Here is a 15,463-nt window from a genome sequence, read left to right as displayed (position 1 = left end):
CAAGGGAGTACCTCGGTGTTCTGGGAGATGGTCGTCCCGGCGGGGATGCCGGGACCATCAGAGCCTAACGTGCAGGCGTGCCCTGGCGTTCCCGCATGACCTTCTCACGCGCCGAGCTCGCACGCTCCTTGACGCTCGTCGCGTAGACGTCGGCGTACTCCTGCCGACTGAGCCCGGCGAGCTCGTGCATGACCTCGTCCGTGACGCTCCGCAGGATGAAGCGGTCGGTCTCGAACCCCTGGAAGCGGGAGAAGTCGAGCGGCTTGCCGAAGACGACGCCGACGCGCTTGAACTTCGGGATGCGCTGCCCGATCTGCTGCACCTCTCGCGTGCCGATCATGGCGACGGGGATCACCACGACGCGACCCTCGAGGATCATCCGCGCGATGCCGGTGCGGCCCCGGTAGAGCTTGCCGTCGGGACTACGTGTGCCCTCCGGGTAGATGCCGAGCTGTTCCCCACGCGCCAGGACCTGGAGCCCGGTGCGGAGCGAGGCCTCTGACGCCTTGCCGCCGGAGCGGTCGATCGGCAGCTGACCGATCGCGTTGAAGAACGTCTTCGTCGCCCAGCCCTTGAGCCCGCGGCCGGTGAAGTAGTCGCTCTTCGCGAGGAACGACATCCGGCGGTCCAGCACGGCCGGCAGGATCACCGAGTCGATGAACGACACGTGGTTGGACGCGAAGATCACCGGCCCCGAGGTCGGGACGTACTCGCGCCCGACGACCCACGGCCGGAACAGCGTGAGGATGAGCGGGCCGAGCAGGAAGTTCTTCAGCAGCCAGTAGAGCATCGTCGACTCCGGTTCGGGTGGTGCGTCAGGCGGTGCGGGCGTGGATCCGTGCGAGGTCAGCGGCACCGACGACGCCGGCGTCGTTGACCAGCTCGGCGATGACGAACTCGGGCTCCGGGTGGTACCCGCGGGCCGGCAGGTTGTTGAGGTACGCCTGGCGGATGGGGTCGAGCAGCCGCTCCCCCGCGCTCGCGACGCCGCCGCCGAAGACGAACAGCTGCGGGTCGAGCACGGCGGACAGCGAGGCGCACGCCTCACCGAGGTGCCGGCCGAGACGACGGAGCGCCGCGAGCGCACCGGGGTCGTCGGCCAGGATCAGGTCGCCGACGACCTTGCCGTCCAGGTGCCCACCGTTGTCGTCACGGGCCTGGGCGAGCGCGACACCGATGCCGCCGGCGTCGGCGACGTCGTTCGCCATGCGCTGCAGGGCACGACCGGAGCCGTACTGCTCGATGCAGCCGCGGGCGCCGCACCCACAGGGCAGGCCGTTCGGGACGATGCGCAGGTGCCCGATCTCGCCACCGGTGCCGAATCCGCCGCGGAACAGGCGGTCCTCCGTCACGATGGCCCCGCCGACACCGGTGCCGATGGTGAGCATCGTCATGTCCGACACGAGCCGCCCGGCACCGAAGCGGAACTCCGCCCAGCCGGCGGCGTTCGCGTCGTTGTCGACGGTGATGTGCAGGTCGCCGAGCCGCTGCTGCAGCTTCTGGCGGAGCGGTTCGTTCCGCCAGCGGATGTTCGGCGTGTAGTAGACGATCGACTGCGACGCGTCGATGAACCCCGGCGCCGCGACGCCGACGGCCCCGACGTCCTGGGAGTCACGAAGTCGCGAGACCATCGCGACGACGTCGTCGAGCATTGCGTCCGGGTCCGCAGCGTTCGTGGCCACACGGTCCTCGGCGATGATCTCGCCCAGCTCCGTGACGACCGCTCCCGCGATCTTGGTGCCCCCGATGTCGATTCCGATGGCGTGCACGAGGACCGAGCCTACCGGTTCGGTGCGTACTCATCGAACGCGCGATCTCGGGCCCTATGCTGGGAGCAGAGCTCTCGAAGATGAGATGCACTCGAATCGAATCGGCCGACAAGGGAGTCACCGTGAACGATCAGCGGCCCGCCACAACCAGCGCAGCCACCACCCCGTCCAGCCCGACCCCCGTCGCGCCCGACCACGGTTCGGCAGCGCGTCTGCTCGCCGACCGCGCACGGCTCACGCCGGACCGTCCGATCCTCGGTGAACGCCACGGCGACACCTGGACGACGATCCCAGCGTCCGACGTCCTGGCACGCGTCCGCGGCATCGCCAAGGGGTTCGTCGCCGCCGGGCTCGAACCCGGCGCCCACGTCGCGATCCTCTCGAGGACGCGACTCGAGTGGACCCTCGTCGACTTCGCGGTGTGGACCGCCGGGCTGGTCTCGGTCCCGGTCTACGAGACGAGTTCGCCCGACCAGATCCGGTGGATCCTCGGGGACTCCGAGTCCGTGGCGATCGTCGTCGAGCAGGAGGAGCACGCACGCCGCGTCGCCGGCATCGCGCCCGACCTGCCGCACCTCGGGCAGCACTGGACGATCGACGGCGGCGGACTCGACGACCTGACCCGGCTCGGCGAGGACGTCACCGACGAGGAGCTCGACGCGCGCACCGCCGCGGTGCACGGGCACGACGACGCCACGATCATCTACACCTCGGGCACCACCGGTCGCCCGAAGGGGTGCGTGCTCCGGCACGACAACTTCACGGGCACGGTGGAAGGGGCCGCCGAGGCGATGCCCGAGGTCGTCGCCGACGACGCGTCCACACTCCTCTTCATCCCGATGGCCCACGTGTTCGCACGGTTCATCGCCGTGATGAGCATCGCCGAGGGCGTCCTCGTCGGCCACGAGCCCGACACGAAGGACCTCATGCAGGCCGTGTCGACGTTCAAGCCGACGTTCCTGCTCGCCGTGCCGCGGGTGTTCGAGAAGATCTACAACTCCGCCGAGCAGAAGGCGGACCTCGGTGGACGGGGGAAGATCTTCCGTGCAGCGGCCGACACCGCCGTCGCGCACTCGCAGGCCCTCGCTGCCGGCAAGGTGCCCCTCGTGCTGTCGCTGAAGTTCCGCCTGTTCGACAAGCTCGTCTACGCCAAGCTCCGCGACGCGATCGGTGGACGCGTCCGGTACGCCATCAGTGGCTCCGCTCCCCTGTCGCCCCGGCTGTCGCACTTCTTCCGCTCCATCGGGGTGCTCATCCTCGAGGGCTACGGTCTCACCGAGACCACCGCGCCCGCCACCGTGAACCGCGCGGCCGAGCTCCGCATCGGGAGCGTCGGTCGCGCACTCCCCGGCGTGGAGATCCGCATCGCCGACGACGAGGAGATCCTGATCCGCGGCGTCGACGTCTTCGACCGGTACTGGAAGAACCCCGAGGCGACCGCGAAGGCCTTCGCCGACGGCTGGTTCCGCACCGGCGACCTCGGTCGGCTTGAGGGCGACGGCGTGCTCACGGTCACCGGACGCGCCAAGGAGCTCATCGTCACGGCGAGCGGCAAGAACGTCGCACCCGCGCCGCTCGAGGACGGTGTGCGCGAGCACCCGCTCGTCGGACAGGTCGTCGTGGTCGGCGAGGGCAAGCCCTTCGTGGCGGCGCTCGTGACCCTCGACCGGGACATGCTCCCGGGGTGGTGCGAGGCACGCGGGATCAGCCCGGCGTTGTCCGCCCACGAGGCCGCCTACGACGAGCGCGTGCTCGCCGCCGTGCAGGACGCCATCGACACCGCGAACGGACGGGTCTCCCGTGCCGAGTCCGTGCGGTCGTTCACGATCCTCGACACCGAGCTGACCGAGGCGTCCGGGCACCTCACGCCGAAGCTGACGATCAAGCGGAACGTCGTGCTCAAGGACTTCGCGGCGGACATCGAGCACATCTACTCGGGCTCGAAGGTGCAGACGACGGCGACGCCGGTGGTCCCGGGACGCAGGCGGTCCCGCGCGTAGGAGGTCGAATCGCGCGTGGGAGGTCGGTTGTTCCGGCCTCCTACGCACGAATCGGCTTTCGATTGCGGGTGCGATGGGTCGGAACGCACTGGAGGCCCGGTGCCGGTCCCTGGGACCGGCACCGGGCCTCCAGTGCGGTGCGTTCAGGGCGTACGGTGCGTCGTCGACGGCACCGCGCGCGAGTCAGCCGTTCTGCGGCTGCTGCACGTCCGTGGGCTCGAGCACGGCGGTCGCCGACGTCGTCGACTGGACCGGCTCCGGGCGGCGGTTCGTGCGGGTGCGGTGCGAGCTGAGCTCGTCGTTCTGAGGTGCCATCGTGCGTCCTGTGGGGGTGGGAAACCGTGTCGGTGGGGATCCCGACCCGGACACGGTACCTCTTCGTCAGGACATGGCGACAATCCCGCGTCCGGGTGTCACGATCATGCGGAGAACCGCAGTCCGATCAGTGGAACCAGTCCTGTTCGCGGATGTCGCGGAGGGCCTGCCGCCGGGTTTCCGGCGCCAGCGTCATCACGTAGACGGTGCCGTCGAGGTGGTCGACCTCGTGCTGGAGCGCCTCGGCCATGAGCCCCGTGCCCTCGAGCACGACCTCGTTGCCGTCGACGTCCACTCCACGGACCTTGGCGTAGGGGTGGCGGGTCGTCGGGTACGAGAGCCCGGGGACGGACAGGCAGCCCTCGTCCATGAGCTCGGGCTCACCGGTCGTCTCGACGAGCTCCGGGTTGAGGACGTAGCCGACCTCGCCGTCGACGTTGTAGGAGAACGCGCGCAGGCCGACCCCGATCTGCGGGGCCGCGACGCCGGCGCGCCCGGGCTCCTTGACGGTGTCGACGAGGTCCTGCACGAGGTCGCGGATGCCGGCGCTGCCGAATTGCTCGGGTCGGATCGGGTCCGCCGGGGAGCGGAGGACGGGGTCGCCGAAGAGGCGGATGGGACGGACGGTCACGTTACTGCAGCACCACCAGGAGGTCGCCGGCGTCCACCTGTTGGGTCGCCGGGATCGCGAGACGGCCGACGGTGCCCGCGACGGGCGCCGTGATGGCCGCTTCCATCTTCATCGCCTCGATGCTCGCCACCGGCGCACCGGCCTCGACGACGTCACCGACGGCGACCTTGAGCGTCACCACGCCGGAGAACGGCGCCGCGACGTGCTTCGGGTCGGACTTGTCCGCCTTCTCGGCGGCCTTCGTCTCGACGTGGATCGACCGGTCGCGGACGGACACCGGGCGGAGCTGCCCGTTGAGCGTCGCCATGACCGTCCGGATGCCCCGCTCGTCGGCTTCACCGATCGCCTCGAGCCCGACGAGCAGGTTCACGCCCTTGCCGAGCGGCACGACGTGCTCCTCGCCCGGACGCAGCCCGTAGAGGTAGTCGACGGTCGAGACGACGGAGAGGTCGCCGAAGTCGTCCCTGACCTGCTGGAACGCCTTCGTCGGGCCGGCGAACAGCAGCCGGTTGAGGGCCTGCCTGCGGTCGGCGCCCGGGGTCTCGAGTGCCGTGCGCTCCTCGTCCGGCACCGGGGTGATGGTCGGGACGATGTCGCGTCCTGCCAGCACCTTCGTCCGGAACGGCTCCGGCCATCCGCCGGGGAGCTCACCGAGCTCGCCGGCCATGAAGCCGATCACCGAGTCCGGGATGTCGTACTTCTGCGGGTTCTCCTCGAAGTCGGCCGGGTCGGCGTCCACGGCCGCGAGCTGCAGCGCGAGGTCGCCGACGACCTTCGACGACGGCGTGACCTTCGTCGGGCGACCGAGGATCCGGTTCGCTTCGGCGTACCAGTCCTCGACCTGCTCGAAGCGGTCGCCGAGGCCGAGCGCGATGGCCTGCTGCCGGAGGTTCGACAGCTGCCCGCCCGGGATCTCGTGCTTGTAGACCCGGCCGGTCGGACCCGCGAGACCGGACTCGAACGGCGCGTACACGCGACGGACCGCTTCCCAGTAGGGCTCGAGGTCGCCGACGGCGTCCAGCGAGATGCCGGTGTCGCGCTCGGTGTGCGCGAGCGCCGCGACGAGGGCGGACATGCTCGGCTGGCTCGTCGTGCCCGCCATCGGTGCCGCCGCGACGTCGACCGCGTCGGCGCCGGCACGCGCGGCAGCGAGGAGCGTGGCGAGCTGTCCACCGGCGGTGTCGTGCGTGTGCACGTGCACCGGCTGGTCGAACCGCTCCCGCAACGCGGTGACGAGCTTCTCAGCGGCGCCGGCACGCAGCAGCCCGGCCATGTCCTTGATGCCGATGACGTGCGCGCCGGCGTCCACCATCTGCTCCGCGAGGCGCAGATAGTAGTCGAGCGTGTAGAGGTCCTCGGCGGGGTCGAGCAGGTCGCCGGAGTAGCAGAGGGCAGCCTCGGCGACCGCGGTGCCCGTCGCGAGCACGGCTTCGAGCGCCGGTCGCAGCTGACTCACGTCGTTCAGGGCGTCGAACACGCGGAACACGTCCACGCCGGTGGCCGCGGCCTCGGCGACGAACGCGTCGGTGACCTCGGTCGGGTACGGCGTGTACCCGACGGTGTTGCGACCACGCAGGAGCATCTGGATCGGGATGTTCGGCATCGCCTCGCGCAGGGACGCCAGGCGCTCCCACGGGTCCTCGCCGAGGAAGCGGAGCGCGACGTCGTAGGTCGCACCGCCCCAGGCCTCCATGCTCAGCAGCTCCGGGGTCAGCCGCGCCACGGACGGCGCCACCGCGACGAGGTCCTTGCTGCGGACCCGGGTCGCGAGGAGCGACTGGTGGGCGTCGCGCATCGTCGTCTCGGTGACGGCGAGGGCGGTCTGCTCGCGGAGGGCGGTCGCCCAACCAGCCGGCCCCAGCTGCAGCAGTTTCTGGCGCTGACCAGCCGGTGGCTCGGCCGTGAGGTCGACGGTCGGCAGCTTCAGCGCCGGGTCCACGATCTGCGCGCCGGGTTCGCCGTTCGGCTTGTTCACCGTGACGTCGGCGAGCCAGTTGACGACCTTCGTGCCGCGGTCCTTGGACACGTGGCCGCTGAACAGCTGCGGACGCTCGCCGATGAACGCGGTCGAGATGTCGCCCCGCGCGAAGTCGGGGTCCTCGAGCACGGCCTGCAGGAAGGGGATGTTCGTGCTGACCCCGCGGATGCGGAACTCGGCGAGGGCACGCTTGGCACGGGCGACGGCGGTCGGGAAGTCCCGGCCGCGGCACGTCATCTTCGCGAGCATCGAGTCGAAGTGCGGGCTGATCTGCGCTCCGGTGGCGACGGTGCCGCCGTCGAGGCGGACCCCGGCACCGCCGGGACTGCGGTAGGTGGTGATCCGCCCGGTGTCCGGTCGGAAGCCCTGGGTCGGGTCCTCGGTCGTGATGCGGGTCTGCAGTGCGGCGCCGTGCACGGAGACGGTGTCCTGCGACAGGCCGAGGTCGGCGAGGGTCTCCCCCGCCGCGATGCGCATCTGCGACTGCACGAGGTCGACGTCGGTCACCTCTTCGGTGACGGTGTGCTCGACCTGGATGCGCGGGTTCATCTCGATGAAGACGTGCTGCCCTGCACGCTCCCCGACGGTGTCGAGCAGGAACTCGACGGTTCCGGCGTTCACGTAGCCGATCGAGCGGGCGAAGGCCACGGCGTCGCGGTGCAGTGCCCGGGCGATCGACGGGTCGAGGTTCGGCGCAGGGGCGATCTCCACGACCTTCTGGTTGCGGCGCTGCACGGAGCAGTCCCGCTCGAAGAGGTGGATCGTCCCGGTGTCGGTCCCGGTGGCGTCGGCGAGGATCTGCACCTCGATGTGCCGCGGGCGCAGGACCGCCTGTTCGAGGAACATCGTCGGGTCGCCGAACGCGCTGTCAGCCTCGCGCATCGCTTCTTCCAGCGCCGGACGCAGCTCGGCCGGGGTCTCCACGCGGCGCATGCCACGACCGCCACCACCGGCGACGGCCTTCGCGAAGACCGGGAAGCCGATCGCCTCGGCGCCGGCGACGAGCTCGTCGACGTCGCGGCTCGCCGGGGTGCTCGCGAGGACCGGCACGCCGGCCGCGATCGCGTGCTCCTTCGCGGTGACCTTGTTGCCGGCCATCTCGAGCACGTGTTCGCCGGGTCCGATGAACGTGATGCCGTTCGCGGCGGCAGCGGCGGCGAGGTCCGGGTTCTCGGACAGGAAGCCGTAGCCGGGGTAGATCGCGTCCGCGCCGGATTCCCGGGCGACGCGGATGATCTCCGACACGTCGAGGTACGCGCGGACCGGGTGGCCCCGCTCGCCGATCAGGTACGCCTCGTCCGCCTTGAGACGGTGCAGGGAGTTCCGGTCCTCGTACGGGTAGACGGCGACGGTGCGGGCGCCGAGTTCGTACGCCGCGCGGAAGGCACGGATCGCGATCTCGCCACGGTTGGCGACCAGGATCTTGCGGAACACGCGGGCCCTTTCAGCGCTGGGTCAGGTGAGACAACCCTACTGGCGGTAACGTTGCTCAACGTGCATGTACTCAGCGTGAGCTCTCTCAAGGGCGGTGTCGGCAAGACGACGGTCACACTCGGTCTGACCTCGGCCGCGTTCGCCAAGGGTCTGCGAACGCTGGTGGTCGATCTCGACCCCCAGTCCGACGTCTCCACCGGCCTCGACATCAACATCGCCGGCCACCTCAACGTGGCCGACGTGCTCGAGAACCCGAAGGAGAAGATCGTCCGCCAGGCCATCGCGCCGTCCGGCTGGACGAAGGGTTCGCAGGGCAAGATCGACGTCATGGTCGGCTCCCCCTCCGCCATCAACTTCGACGGGCCGCACCCGTCGATCCGCGACATCTGGAAGCTCGAGGAAGCGCTCGCCAACGTCGAGCAGGACTACGAGCTCGTCCTCATCGACTGCGCGCCGTCGCTCAACGCCCTCACCCGCACCGCGTGGGCCGCGTCCGACCGCGTGACCGTCGTCACCGAGCCCGGGCTCTTCTCCGTGGCCGCCGCCGACCGTGCCCTCCGCGCGATCGAGGAGATCCGCCGAGGACTCTCCCCCCGCCTGCAGCCGCTCGGCATCATCGTGAACCGCGCCCGCGTGCAGTCCCTCGAGCACCAGTTCCGCATCAAGGAACTCCGCGACATGTTCGGTCCGCTCGTGCTCTCGCCGCAGCTGCCCGAGCGCACGTCGCTCCAGCAGGCCCAGGGTGCCGCGAAGCCCCTGCACGTGTGGCCCGGCGAGTCCGCGCAGGAGATGGCGCGGAACTTCGACCAGCTCCTCGAGCGCATCATGCGGACCGGCAAGATCGGCCCCTACGCGGACGGCGCTGCGGCGGCCATCGCCGAGTAGCGCTGCGGGGCGCTCCGCGATTCCGTGAGATCGCACTTCGTGTCGCATCGGCCTCGCCCGATGCGACACGAAGTGCGATCTCACGTGGGGATGGCAGGGGCGACGGGCGCACGGGAGGCTCGTGGTGCGCAGGCGCGCGGGGCGCCACCGCGGACGGCTGGCTCGGTGAGATCGCGGTGCGTGTCGCTATCGGCGCGCGGGGACCGACACGAAGTGCGATCTCAGGGCAACGGCAACGGCAACGGGCACGGGGGCCGACGGGAGCGCTGCGCGCGGCGTCAGGAAGCGCGCGTGGCCCGGCGTGCGGCGAGCTCGTCGGCCGGGTCGGCCGCGGGCGTCGCGTCGAGTTCGACGAGCGAGGACTCCACCTCGCGCAGGACCTTGCCGACCGCGATGCCGAAGACGCCCTGCCCGCGGGACACCAGGTCGATGACCTCGTCGTCCGAGGTGCACAGGTAGACCGAGGCGCCGTCGGACATCAGCGTGGTCTGCGCGAGGTCGGACACACCGGACTCGCGGAGCTGGTTGACGGCGGTCCGGATCTGCTGGAGCGAGATGCCGGTGTCGAGGAGACGCTTGACGAGCTTCAGGACGAGGATGTCCCGGAAGCCGTAGAGCCGCTGCGAACCGGACCCTGCGGCGCCGCGGATCGTCGGCTGCACGAGCTCGGTGCGGGCCCAGTAGTCGAGCTGTCGGTAGCTGATGCCGGCTGCCTTGGCGGCGACGGTGCCGCGGTAGCCGTTCTGCTCGTCGTGCTCCGGGAGTCCGTCGGTGAAGAGCAGCCCGAGGTCGTACCGCGTCATGTCTGACGGGGTACCGGGGGTTTCGTTCCCACTCATTGGACTGCCTTCCAGGACGATCGAGCCCTCATCCGAAGCTTCAACGACGGGTTGAGAGTTGTGCCGAGGTCCACGGTAGCGACTCCGATGGCTCCGACGCGGGACATCCGCCTCGGCGCGTCCGGCGTGTCGAGGATACGCCCCGCGACACGGGCCCCACCAGAGCGGTTCACGCGTCCATCCGGCCGATGGCGGCGCGGATCAGGTTGGATCGGATGACCTCGAGGTGCCCGGAGATCTCCCGCGCGAGCTCGAGTGCCTTCGCCTTCGAGGTCGCGTCACCGCGCCGCGAGACGGGCATCAGCGCGGACTCGATGAGCCCGACCTCGCGCTCGGCGGTCGAGCGGAAGGTGCGGAGGTGCCGCGGCTCGATTCCGGTCCGCTGCAGCTCGACGAGGGCCTTGAGGACGGCGACGGAGTCCTCGCCGAAGGTGTCGGTCGCCGGCAGCAGCGAGGCCGACACCGCGTCGGAGAGCAGCATCGGCGTGGCGCCGGCCGCTCGGACGAGGTCGTCGCGGGAGTACCGCTTCTCGCCGCCGAGGATGGACGGCTTCGGCCCGTCGCCACCACCGGGCAGCACCGGCTCGCGCCCGGCGTCGAGGTCGGCGAGGTACTCCTTGATGACCTTGAGCGGCAGGTAGTGGTCACGCTGCAAGCCGAGGACGACACGCAGCCGGTCGACGTCGGCCGGGGAGAACTTGCGGTAGCCACTCGCCGTGCGGACGGGCGTGACGAGCTCGCGCTCCTCGAGGAACCGCAGCTTGGAGCTCGACAGGTCCGGGAAGTCGGGCTTCAGTCGAGCGATGACCTGGCCGATCGTCAGCAGGTCCGCGGCCGGCGAACCCGACCGCGCTGCGGCCGAGCGGGCGGCCACTACGCGTTCGCCAGGCGCGCCAGGTCGACCCGGGATGCGTAGAACGTCAGGCGGAACTTGCCGACCTGGACCTCTGCACCGTCGGACAGCGGCGCTTCGTCGATGCGGTCGCCGTCGAAGTACGTGCCGTTCAGCGAACCGAGGTCCTTGACCGTGAAGGCCGTACCGGCACGGAGGAACTGCGCGTGCTTCCGGGACACCGTGACGTCGTCGAGGAAGATGTCCGCATCGGGGTGGCGACCTGCCGTCGTGACGTCGGAGTCGAGCAGGAAGCGGGCGCCGACGTTGGGGCCGCGACGGACGACGAGCAGCGCCGACCCGGAGGGCAGGGCGTTGATGGCTTCGCGTTCTTCCGGCGAGACACCGGACTCGGGCGTGAGTGCCGCGCCCATGTCCATGCTGAAGGTCAGCGTCGTGTCGACCAGCCGCTGCTCCGGGGCTCGTTGTCCCTCCGGCTGCGGGACCACTGGATCTGGCATCGTGGACCTCCTCCTCTTGGCAACCAAGCGTATCGGAAACGACCGACCGAGCGAGAGTCCCGTACCCGGGTGACACGACCTGTCCGCGGCGAGCGGACAGCGGTACGCGACCACGCGACAGACTGGAGGCCCGGTACCAGCTTGTACCGAGCCTCCCGTCCGTCAGTTGCCGGCTTGCAGACCGGACAGGATCTCCTTGATCTCGGAGTCCTTCAGCTTGACCCACGGTGAGCCGTCCGGGTCACTGGTGGAGGCCTGTGGGCTGTCGCCCGTGTTCCACCACTTCGCCTGGTACGGGACCCCGCTGAACAGCACACGGTCGCCGGTGTCGTACTGCTTCGTCCCGGACCACGCGTCGTACGTACCAGCAGGCAGCGTGACCTGCTTCACCGGCTTCTCGCCCTTCAAGACCGGGCCGATGAGCTGCCACGGCGTCTCGTAGGCGCTCAGCACCGGGTCGTCGGGCAGGTCGCCCGAGGTCCACCACTTCGCCTCGTACACGTTGTGGTGCCACACGATCTTGGTGCCCTCCAGGTACGAGGCGTCCGCGTTCCACACCGGGTACGGGCTCGTGGCCGGGTCGTCCGTCGGCTGCACGGTGGACGAGGGCTCCGCCGTGGTGACGTCCGACGCCGCGGCGACGATCCCGCCGGTGAAGCCCTTGCCGAGGACGTCGGCGAAGAGCTTCCCGCCCTGGTCGACGCCGGAGCACGAGTTCGACACGGTCGAGAGGTTGACGTAGTTCGACCCGCAGGTGGTGTCGCGGTTGAGGGACCACATCGACATCCGGCCGAGGCCCTGCTGCCGCGCCCAGGCGTTGAGCTTCTCGGCGTCGGCGAGGGTGAAGACCTCGTCCTGCACGTCGTTCTGCCCGATCATCGGCGTCGCCCCGACCTTGTGCCAGAGCGTGCCGGCGGAGAGCGGCGTGCCGGAGCGCTGGTAGAGCACGCCGAGCTGACGGTGCACCTGCTGCAGGGTCTGCACCGAGGCGGAGTACATGCTCTGGCTCGCGCCCTTCCCGTCGCCGTAGTCCATGGTCATCGCGTTCACGCCGGCGAGGTCGACGCCGGCCTTCAGGAACTGCGCGACCGCCGTGGTGCCGTCGCTCGTCAGTCCGGACGGCGCGGCCGGCAGGGTGAGCCACACCGCGAGCGGGTGCCCCGCTGCACGACGCTGCTGCTGCAGCTCGGCGACGGCCTTCGCGCGACGCTCCCCCGCGGCGTGGTTCGTGAGGTCGTCGCCCTCGACGTCGTAGTCGACCGTGCTGACGTCGTAGCGCTGCACCACGGTGCTGTACGCGTCGACGAGGTCGCTCCGGTCGGTGCAGGTCGTGGCGAGCTCGTCGTTCGACAGCCCGCCGAACGACACCCCGACCTCGCCCTTCTGCTGTTGCAGACGGGCGATCCTGCGGTCGAGGTCGAGCTGGTCCGATGCACCCTGGAGCGAGTAGTACGACCCCCAGGTCGGCGTGCAGGCGGCGTCGTGGTCCGCGACGACGAAGGACAGCATGACGTCGCGGCCCTTGGCGGACTTCACGTCCTCGAACGCGAACGTCGGCGTCGCGGTGACGTCGGTGTAGGCGGCGAACCAGGACTCCTGGGTCTCCGAGGCCTGGGCGGACTGCCAGCGGTCGAAGCCGACGTACCCGGCGGCGACGAGGGCGAGTGCCACGACGGCTGCGAGGCCGACGCGGAGCGGTGAGAGGCGTCTCGTGGTCGACATGATCAGGCCGCCGTCTTCTCGTTCGTGGTGGAGCCGGTGGTCGCGCGGACCGCGCCGACGACGTCCGCGTGGTGGTGCCTCGGCATGCTCTTGCCGCGGTCACCGAAGTAGAGGACGGCGCGCCAGTCCTCGGCCGCGGGCTGCAGGTCGGGGGTGCCGCGCTTGGCCGCCCGTGCGGTGGCACGTGCTGCCTGGCGACGGGCGCGGCGTGCTGCTCGTGCACTCGGGTCGTAGTACATCCACGCCGTCGCCCAGATCCAGACGTCGACGACCGAGTTCCAGATCCCGATGTACGCGACGATCGCGTACATCGCCAGCAGGGCGTTGAACGCGGCGAACACCGCGTTGCCCCAGTTCTCCGCGTGGTAGTCGCGGACGAAGGTGAACACCGAGAACACGACCATCGCGTACGGCGCCAGGACGTAGAGCGCCGGCGATGCGGTGCGGTCCCGGACCTTCGGCGTGCGGGCGAACGGGATCTTCTTCGCGGTGAGGGCCTGCTGGATGCTCTTCAGCACGCCGGCGACGTTCACGGGCATCAGGATCAGGTTGAAGCCGTAGATCCGGAAGACGTCGGTCCGCTTGTACCCGCAGTACTTGAGGTCGCTCGACAGCAGCCAGAAGTACGGCAGCGCGGCGAGGAGCACCATCGGGCTGAGGAGCCGCGAGTCGTACGGGTAGGCGAGCAGGAAGATCAGCCCGAACGACGCCCACGCGATCGACGCCATGTAGTTGACGCGGAGGGACATCTCGACGATGCCGACCCGCTCGCCCCGCTGCCGACGCTCGCGGACCTGCCTGAGGTACTTCGGCAGGATCAGCAGCCCGCCGTTCGCCCAGCGTTGCCGCTGCACGATCAGGGAGCCGAAGTCCGGCGGGGTGGCGCTGTAGGACAGGCGCTCCGGGTAGTTCACGAGAGTCCAGCCGTGCATGCCGAGGTCGACGCTCGACTCGGTGTCCTCGATCACGGTGCGGTCCTGCACGTAGCGCTTCACCTCGAAGCCGCCGACGGTCTCGACCTCCTCGATGTCGCGGAGCGCCCGGGTACGGATGACCGCGTTCGCGCCGACCCAGAACGTCGCGTTGTGGCGCGACATGCCCTGGTGGAGGATGTGCTGGATGTCGGTCGTGGCCCCGGCGAGCCGCTCGATGCGCGTGGCGGCGCCGCGGAACGACGAGTACGGGGTCTGGGTCACGGCGACGCTGGCGTTCTCCGGCTGCTCGAGGAAGTAGACCAGGCGCAGGCAGTAGTCACGGAGCAGCACCGAGTCCGCGTCGAGCGTCAGGACGTAGTCCGACGCCGGGACGACGAGGTCCGCGTCCGCCGGGTCGGCGACCGTGCGGAGGATCGTGCCGGACGCGGTCTCGTCGAACGCGTACGCGCCACCGAGCAGGCCGATGTAGGCGTTGAGGTTCATCGCCTTGTTCGCCTCGTCGGAGAGGTTCGCGTAGCGCTTCCGCTCGAACGTGGTCAGCTCGGCCGTGAACGTCCACGCGAGACGGCGCTGGAGCTCCACGACCCGGGCCGAGGTGATCTCGGTCAGCGTGGACCCGTCGAGCGGCGTGGTGCGCCCGTCGACGGACGGTGTGCTCGCCGCGGCGTCGAGGGCGTCGACGATCGCCGCCTCGAGGGCCTCCGACGTCAGCCGGAACTCGTCGGCCAGCGCGACCAGTACCTGGTCGTGGAAGAAGTGGTCGACGTGGTCGACGACGTCGTGCTCGCGGGCGTGGCGGCGCAGCCAGGCGTCGGCCCAGCGGTGGTGCTCGACGAGCGTGCGCAGGGAGTCGACGGTGGCGAACGGGGTGTGCGACGCCTCGACCTCGGCGGAGAGCAGTGCCTCCTGGAAGCGCTCGGCGGCCGGCGCGAGCTGGGTCTGGATGGTCGTCGCGACCGCGCGGGTCCGCTCGAGCTTCGCGCGGGTCTCCGGGTCGGTCGGGAACGGCGCGTCGTCGACGAGCAGCACGATGCGGAGCGACGGGTACTCCTGCAGCGCGGCCGACCAGAGCGTCGTCGCGACGACGTCCGGCTCCTCGGCGTAGCTCGGGACGAGGACCGTCAGCGGCGACTCGTGCCCGGTGCCGAAGTGGCGGTCCAGCTCGGCGCGGGGCACGCGGACGTGGGTGGCGAAGCGCTCCATCGCACCCTGCCGGGCGACGAGGTGCATGAGCGCCGAGAAGGTCAGGAAGGTGACGACGACCAGGTACGAGAGCGCTTCGGTGGTGAACCGGAAGCTCTCGGTGCCGTAGTCCAGGAACTGGCGGATCACGGTGTACACGACGTACGCGATCCAGAAGGCGATCGTGAGGATGATGGCGATGCGACCGGAGACGAGCTTCCGGTCGGAGGGGCGTTCGTGGAGGGTGTCGAGCGGGCGGGTACGTCGCTCGGAACCCCACTGCCGACGGCGCACGGGCGCGTCGTCATGCTGTTCGGGCATGGGTGTCCTTCGTTCGACCGGACCAGCGTTCGTTCGGGGTGGAACGCTGTCGGGAGTCCGGAGTCGTGTCCGACGTTAGGGGGACACGAATCGGCGTGC

The 15,463-nt window shown here is 70.1% G+C and carries 12 protein-coding genes; 2 read left to right on the top strand and 10 right to left on the bottom strand.

Going from position 1 to position 15,463, the window contains the following annotated elements:
* Positions 1–64: 64 nt before the first annotated feature.
* A complete protein-coding gene (locus tag ACO0E1_RS13905; protein ID WP_281264171.1) occupies positions 65–790 on the bottom strand; it encodes a lysophospholipid acyltransferase family protein in 726 nt (241 codons plus the stop codon).
* A gap of 25 nt (positions 791–815) precedes the next feature.
* On the bottom strand, positions 816–1,769 hold the full coding sequence (locus ACO0E1_RS13900; protein WP_422874743.1) for an ROK family glucokinase: 954 nt from the start codon (positions 1,767–1,769) through the stop codon (positions 816–818).
* A 122-nt stretch (positions 1,770–1,891) separates the two neighbouring features.
* Between ACO0E1_RS13900 and ACO0E1_RS13895 the strand changes: the two genes are divergently transcribed.
* Positions 1,892–3,769: an AMP-dependent synthetase/ligase gene (locus ACO0E1_RS13895; RefSeq protein ID WP_422874742.1), complete on the top strand. Its 1,878-nt coding sequence runs from the start codon at positions 1,892–1,894 to the stop codon at positions 3,767–3,769.
* Between the two features lie 183 nt (positions 3,770–3,952).
* Here the strand turns inward: ACO0E1_RS13895 and ACO0E1_RS13890 are convergent, their stop codons facing one another.
* The 3 genes from ACO0E1_RS13890 to ACO0E1_RS13880 form a co-directional block, all read right to left on the bottom strand.
* Entirely contained in the window at positions 3,953–4,084 is a 132-nt protein-coding gene (locus ACO0E1_RS13890; RefSeq protein ID WP_281264168.1) for a hypothetical protein, read from the bottom strand.
* Positions 4,085–4,211: 127 nt separating this feature from the next.
* The gene (locus ACO0E1_RS13885) at positions 4,212–4,715 is read right to left on the bottom strand and encodes a peptide deformylase (RefSeq protein WP_422874741.1); all 504 of its coding nucleotides are present in this window, start codon (positions 4,713–4,715) and stop codon (positions 4,212–4,214) included.
* Between the two features lies 1 nt (position 4,716).
* Positions 4,717–8,127, bottom strand: a complete 3,411-nt coding sequence (locus ACO0E1_RS13880) for a pyruvate carboxylase (RefSeq protein ID WP_422874740.1) — start codon at positions 8,125–8,127, stop codon at positions 4,717–4,719.
* A gap of 60 nt (positions 8,128–8,187) precedes the next feature.
* Between ACO0E1_RS13880 and ACO0E1_RS13875 the strand changes: the two genes are divergently transcribed.
* Positions 8,188–9,012, top strand: coding sequence for a ParA family protein (locus ACO0E1_RS13875; RefSeq protein ID WP_281264164.1), 825 nt, complete (start codon positions 8,188–8,190; stop codon positions 9,010–9,012).
* Positions 9,013–9,290: 278 nt separating this feature from the next.
* Here the strand turns inward: ACO0E1_RS13875 and ACO0E1_RS13870 are convergent, their stop codons facing one another.
* The 5 genes from ACO0E1_RS13870 to ACO0E1_RS13850 form a co-directional block, all read right to left on the bottom strand.
* Positions 9,291–9,815 carry a MerR family transcriptional regulator gene (locus tag ACO0E1_RS13870; protein ID WP_144759900.1) on the bottom strand — a complete coding sequence of 175 codons (525 nt, stop codon included), beginning with the start codon at positions 9,813–9,815 and terminating at the stop codon, positions 9,291–9,293.
* A gap of 205 nt (positions 9,816–10,020) precedes the next feature.
* Positions 10,021–10,725, bottom strand: coding sequence for a transcriptional regulator FtsR (gene ftsR, locus ACO0E1_RS13865; RefSeq protein WP_422874739.1), 705 nt, complete (start codon positions 10,723–10,725; stop codon positions 10,021–10,023).
* Positions 10,725–11,204, bottom strand: coding sequence for an FHA domain-containing protein (locus ACO0E1_RS13860; RefSeq protein WP_422874738.1), 480 nt, complete (start codon positions 11,202–11,204; stop codon positions 10,725–10,727). The genes ftsR and ACO0E1_RS13860 overlap by 1 nt, the downstream gene beginning before the upstream one ends.
* A 162-nt stretch (positions 11,205–11,366) precedes the next feature.
* Positions 11,367–12,926: a chitinase gene (locus tag ACO0E1_RS13855; protein ID WP_422874737.1), complete on the bottom strand. Its 1,560-nt coding sequence runs from the start codon at positions 12,924–12,926 to the stop codon at positions 11,367–11,369.
* A gap of 2 nt (positions 12,927–12,928) precedes the next feature.
* Entirely contained in the window at positions 12,929–15,364 is a 2,436-nt protein-coding gene (locus ACO0E1_RS13850) for a glycosyltransferase family 2 protein (RefSeq protein WP_422874736.1), read from the bottom strand.
* Positions 15,365–15,463: the final 99 nt, after the last annotated feature.

The organism is Curtobacterium guangdongense (assembly GCF_049341845.1).
GTDB lineage: Bacteria > Actinomycetota > Actinomycetes > Actinomycetales > Microbacteriaceae > Curtobacterium > Curtobacterium guangdongense.
The sequence above is the reverse complement of the archived record's forward strand: the minus strand, read 5'-3'. Positions and strand labels throughout refer to the sequence as shown.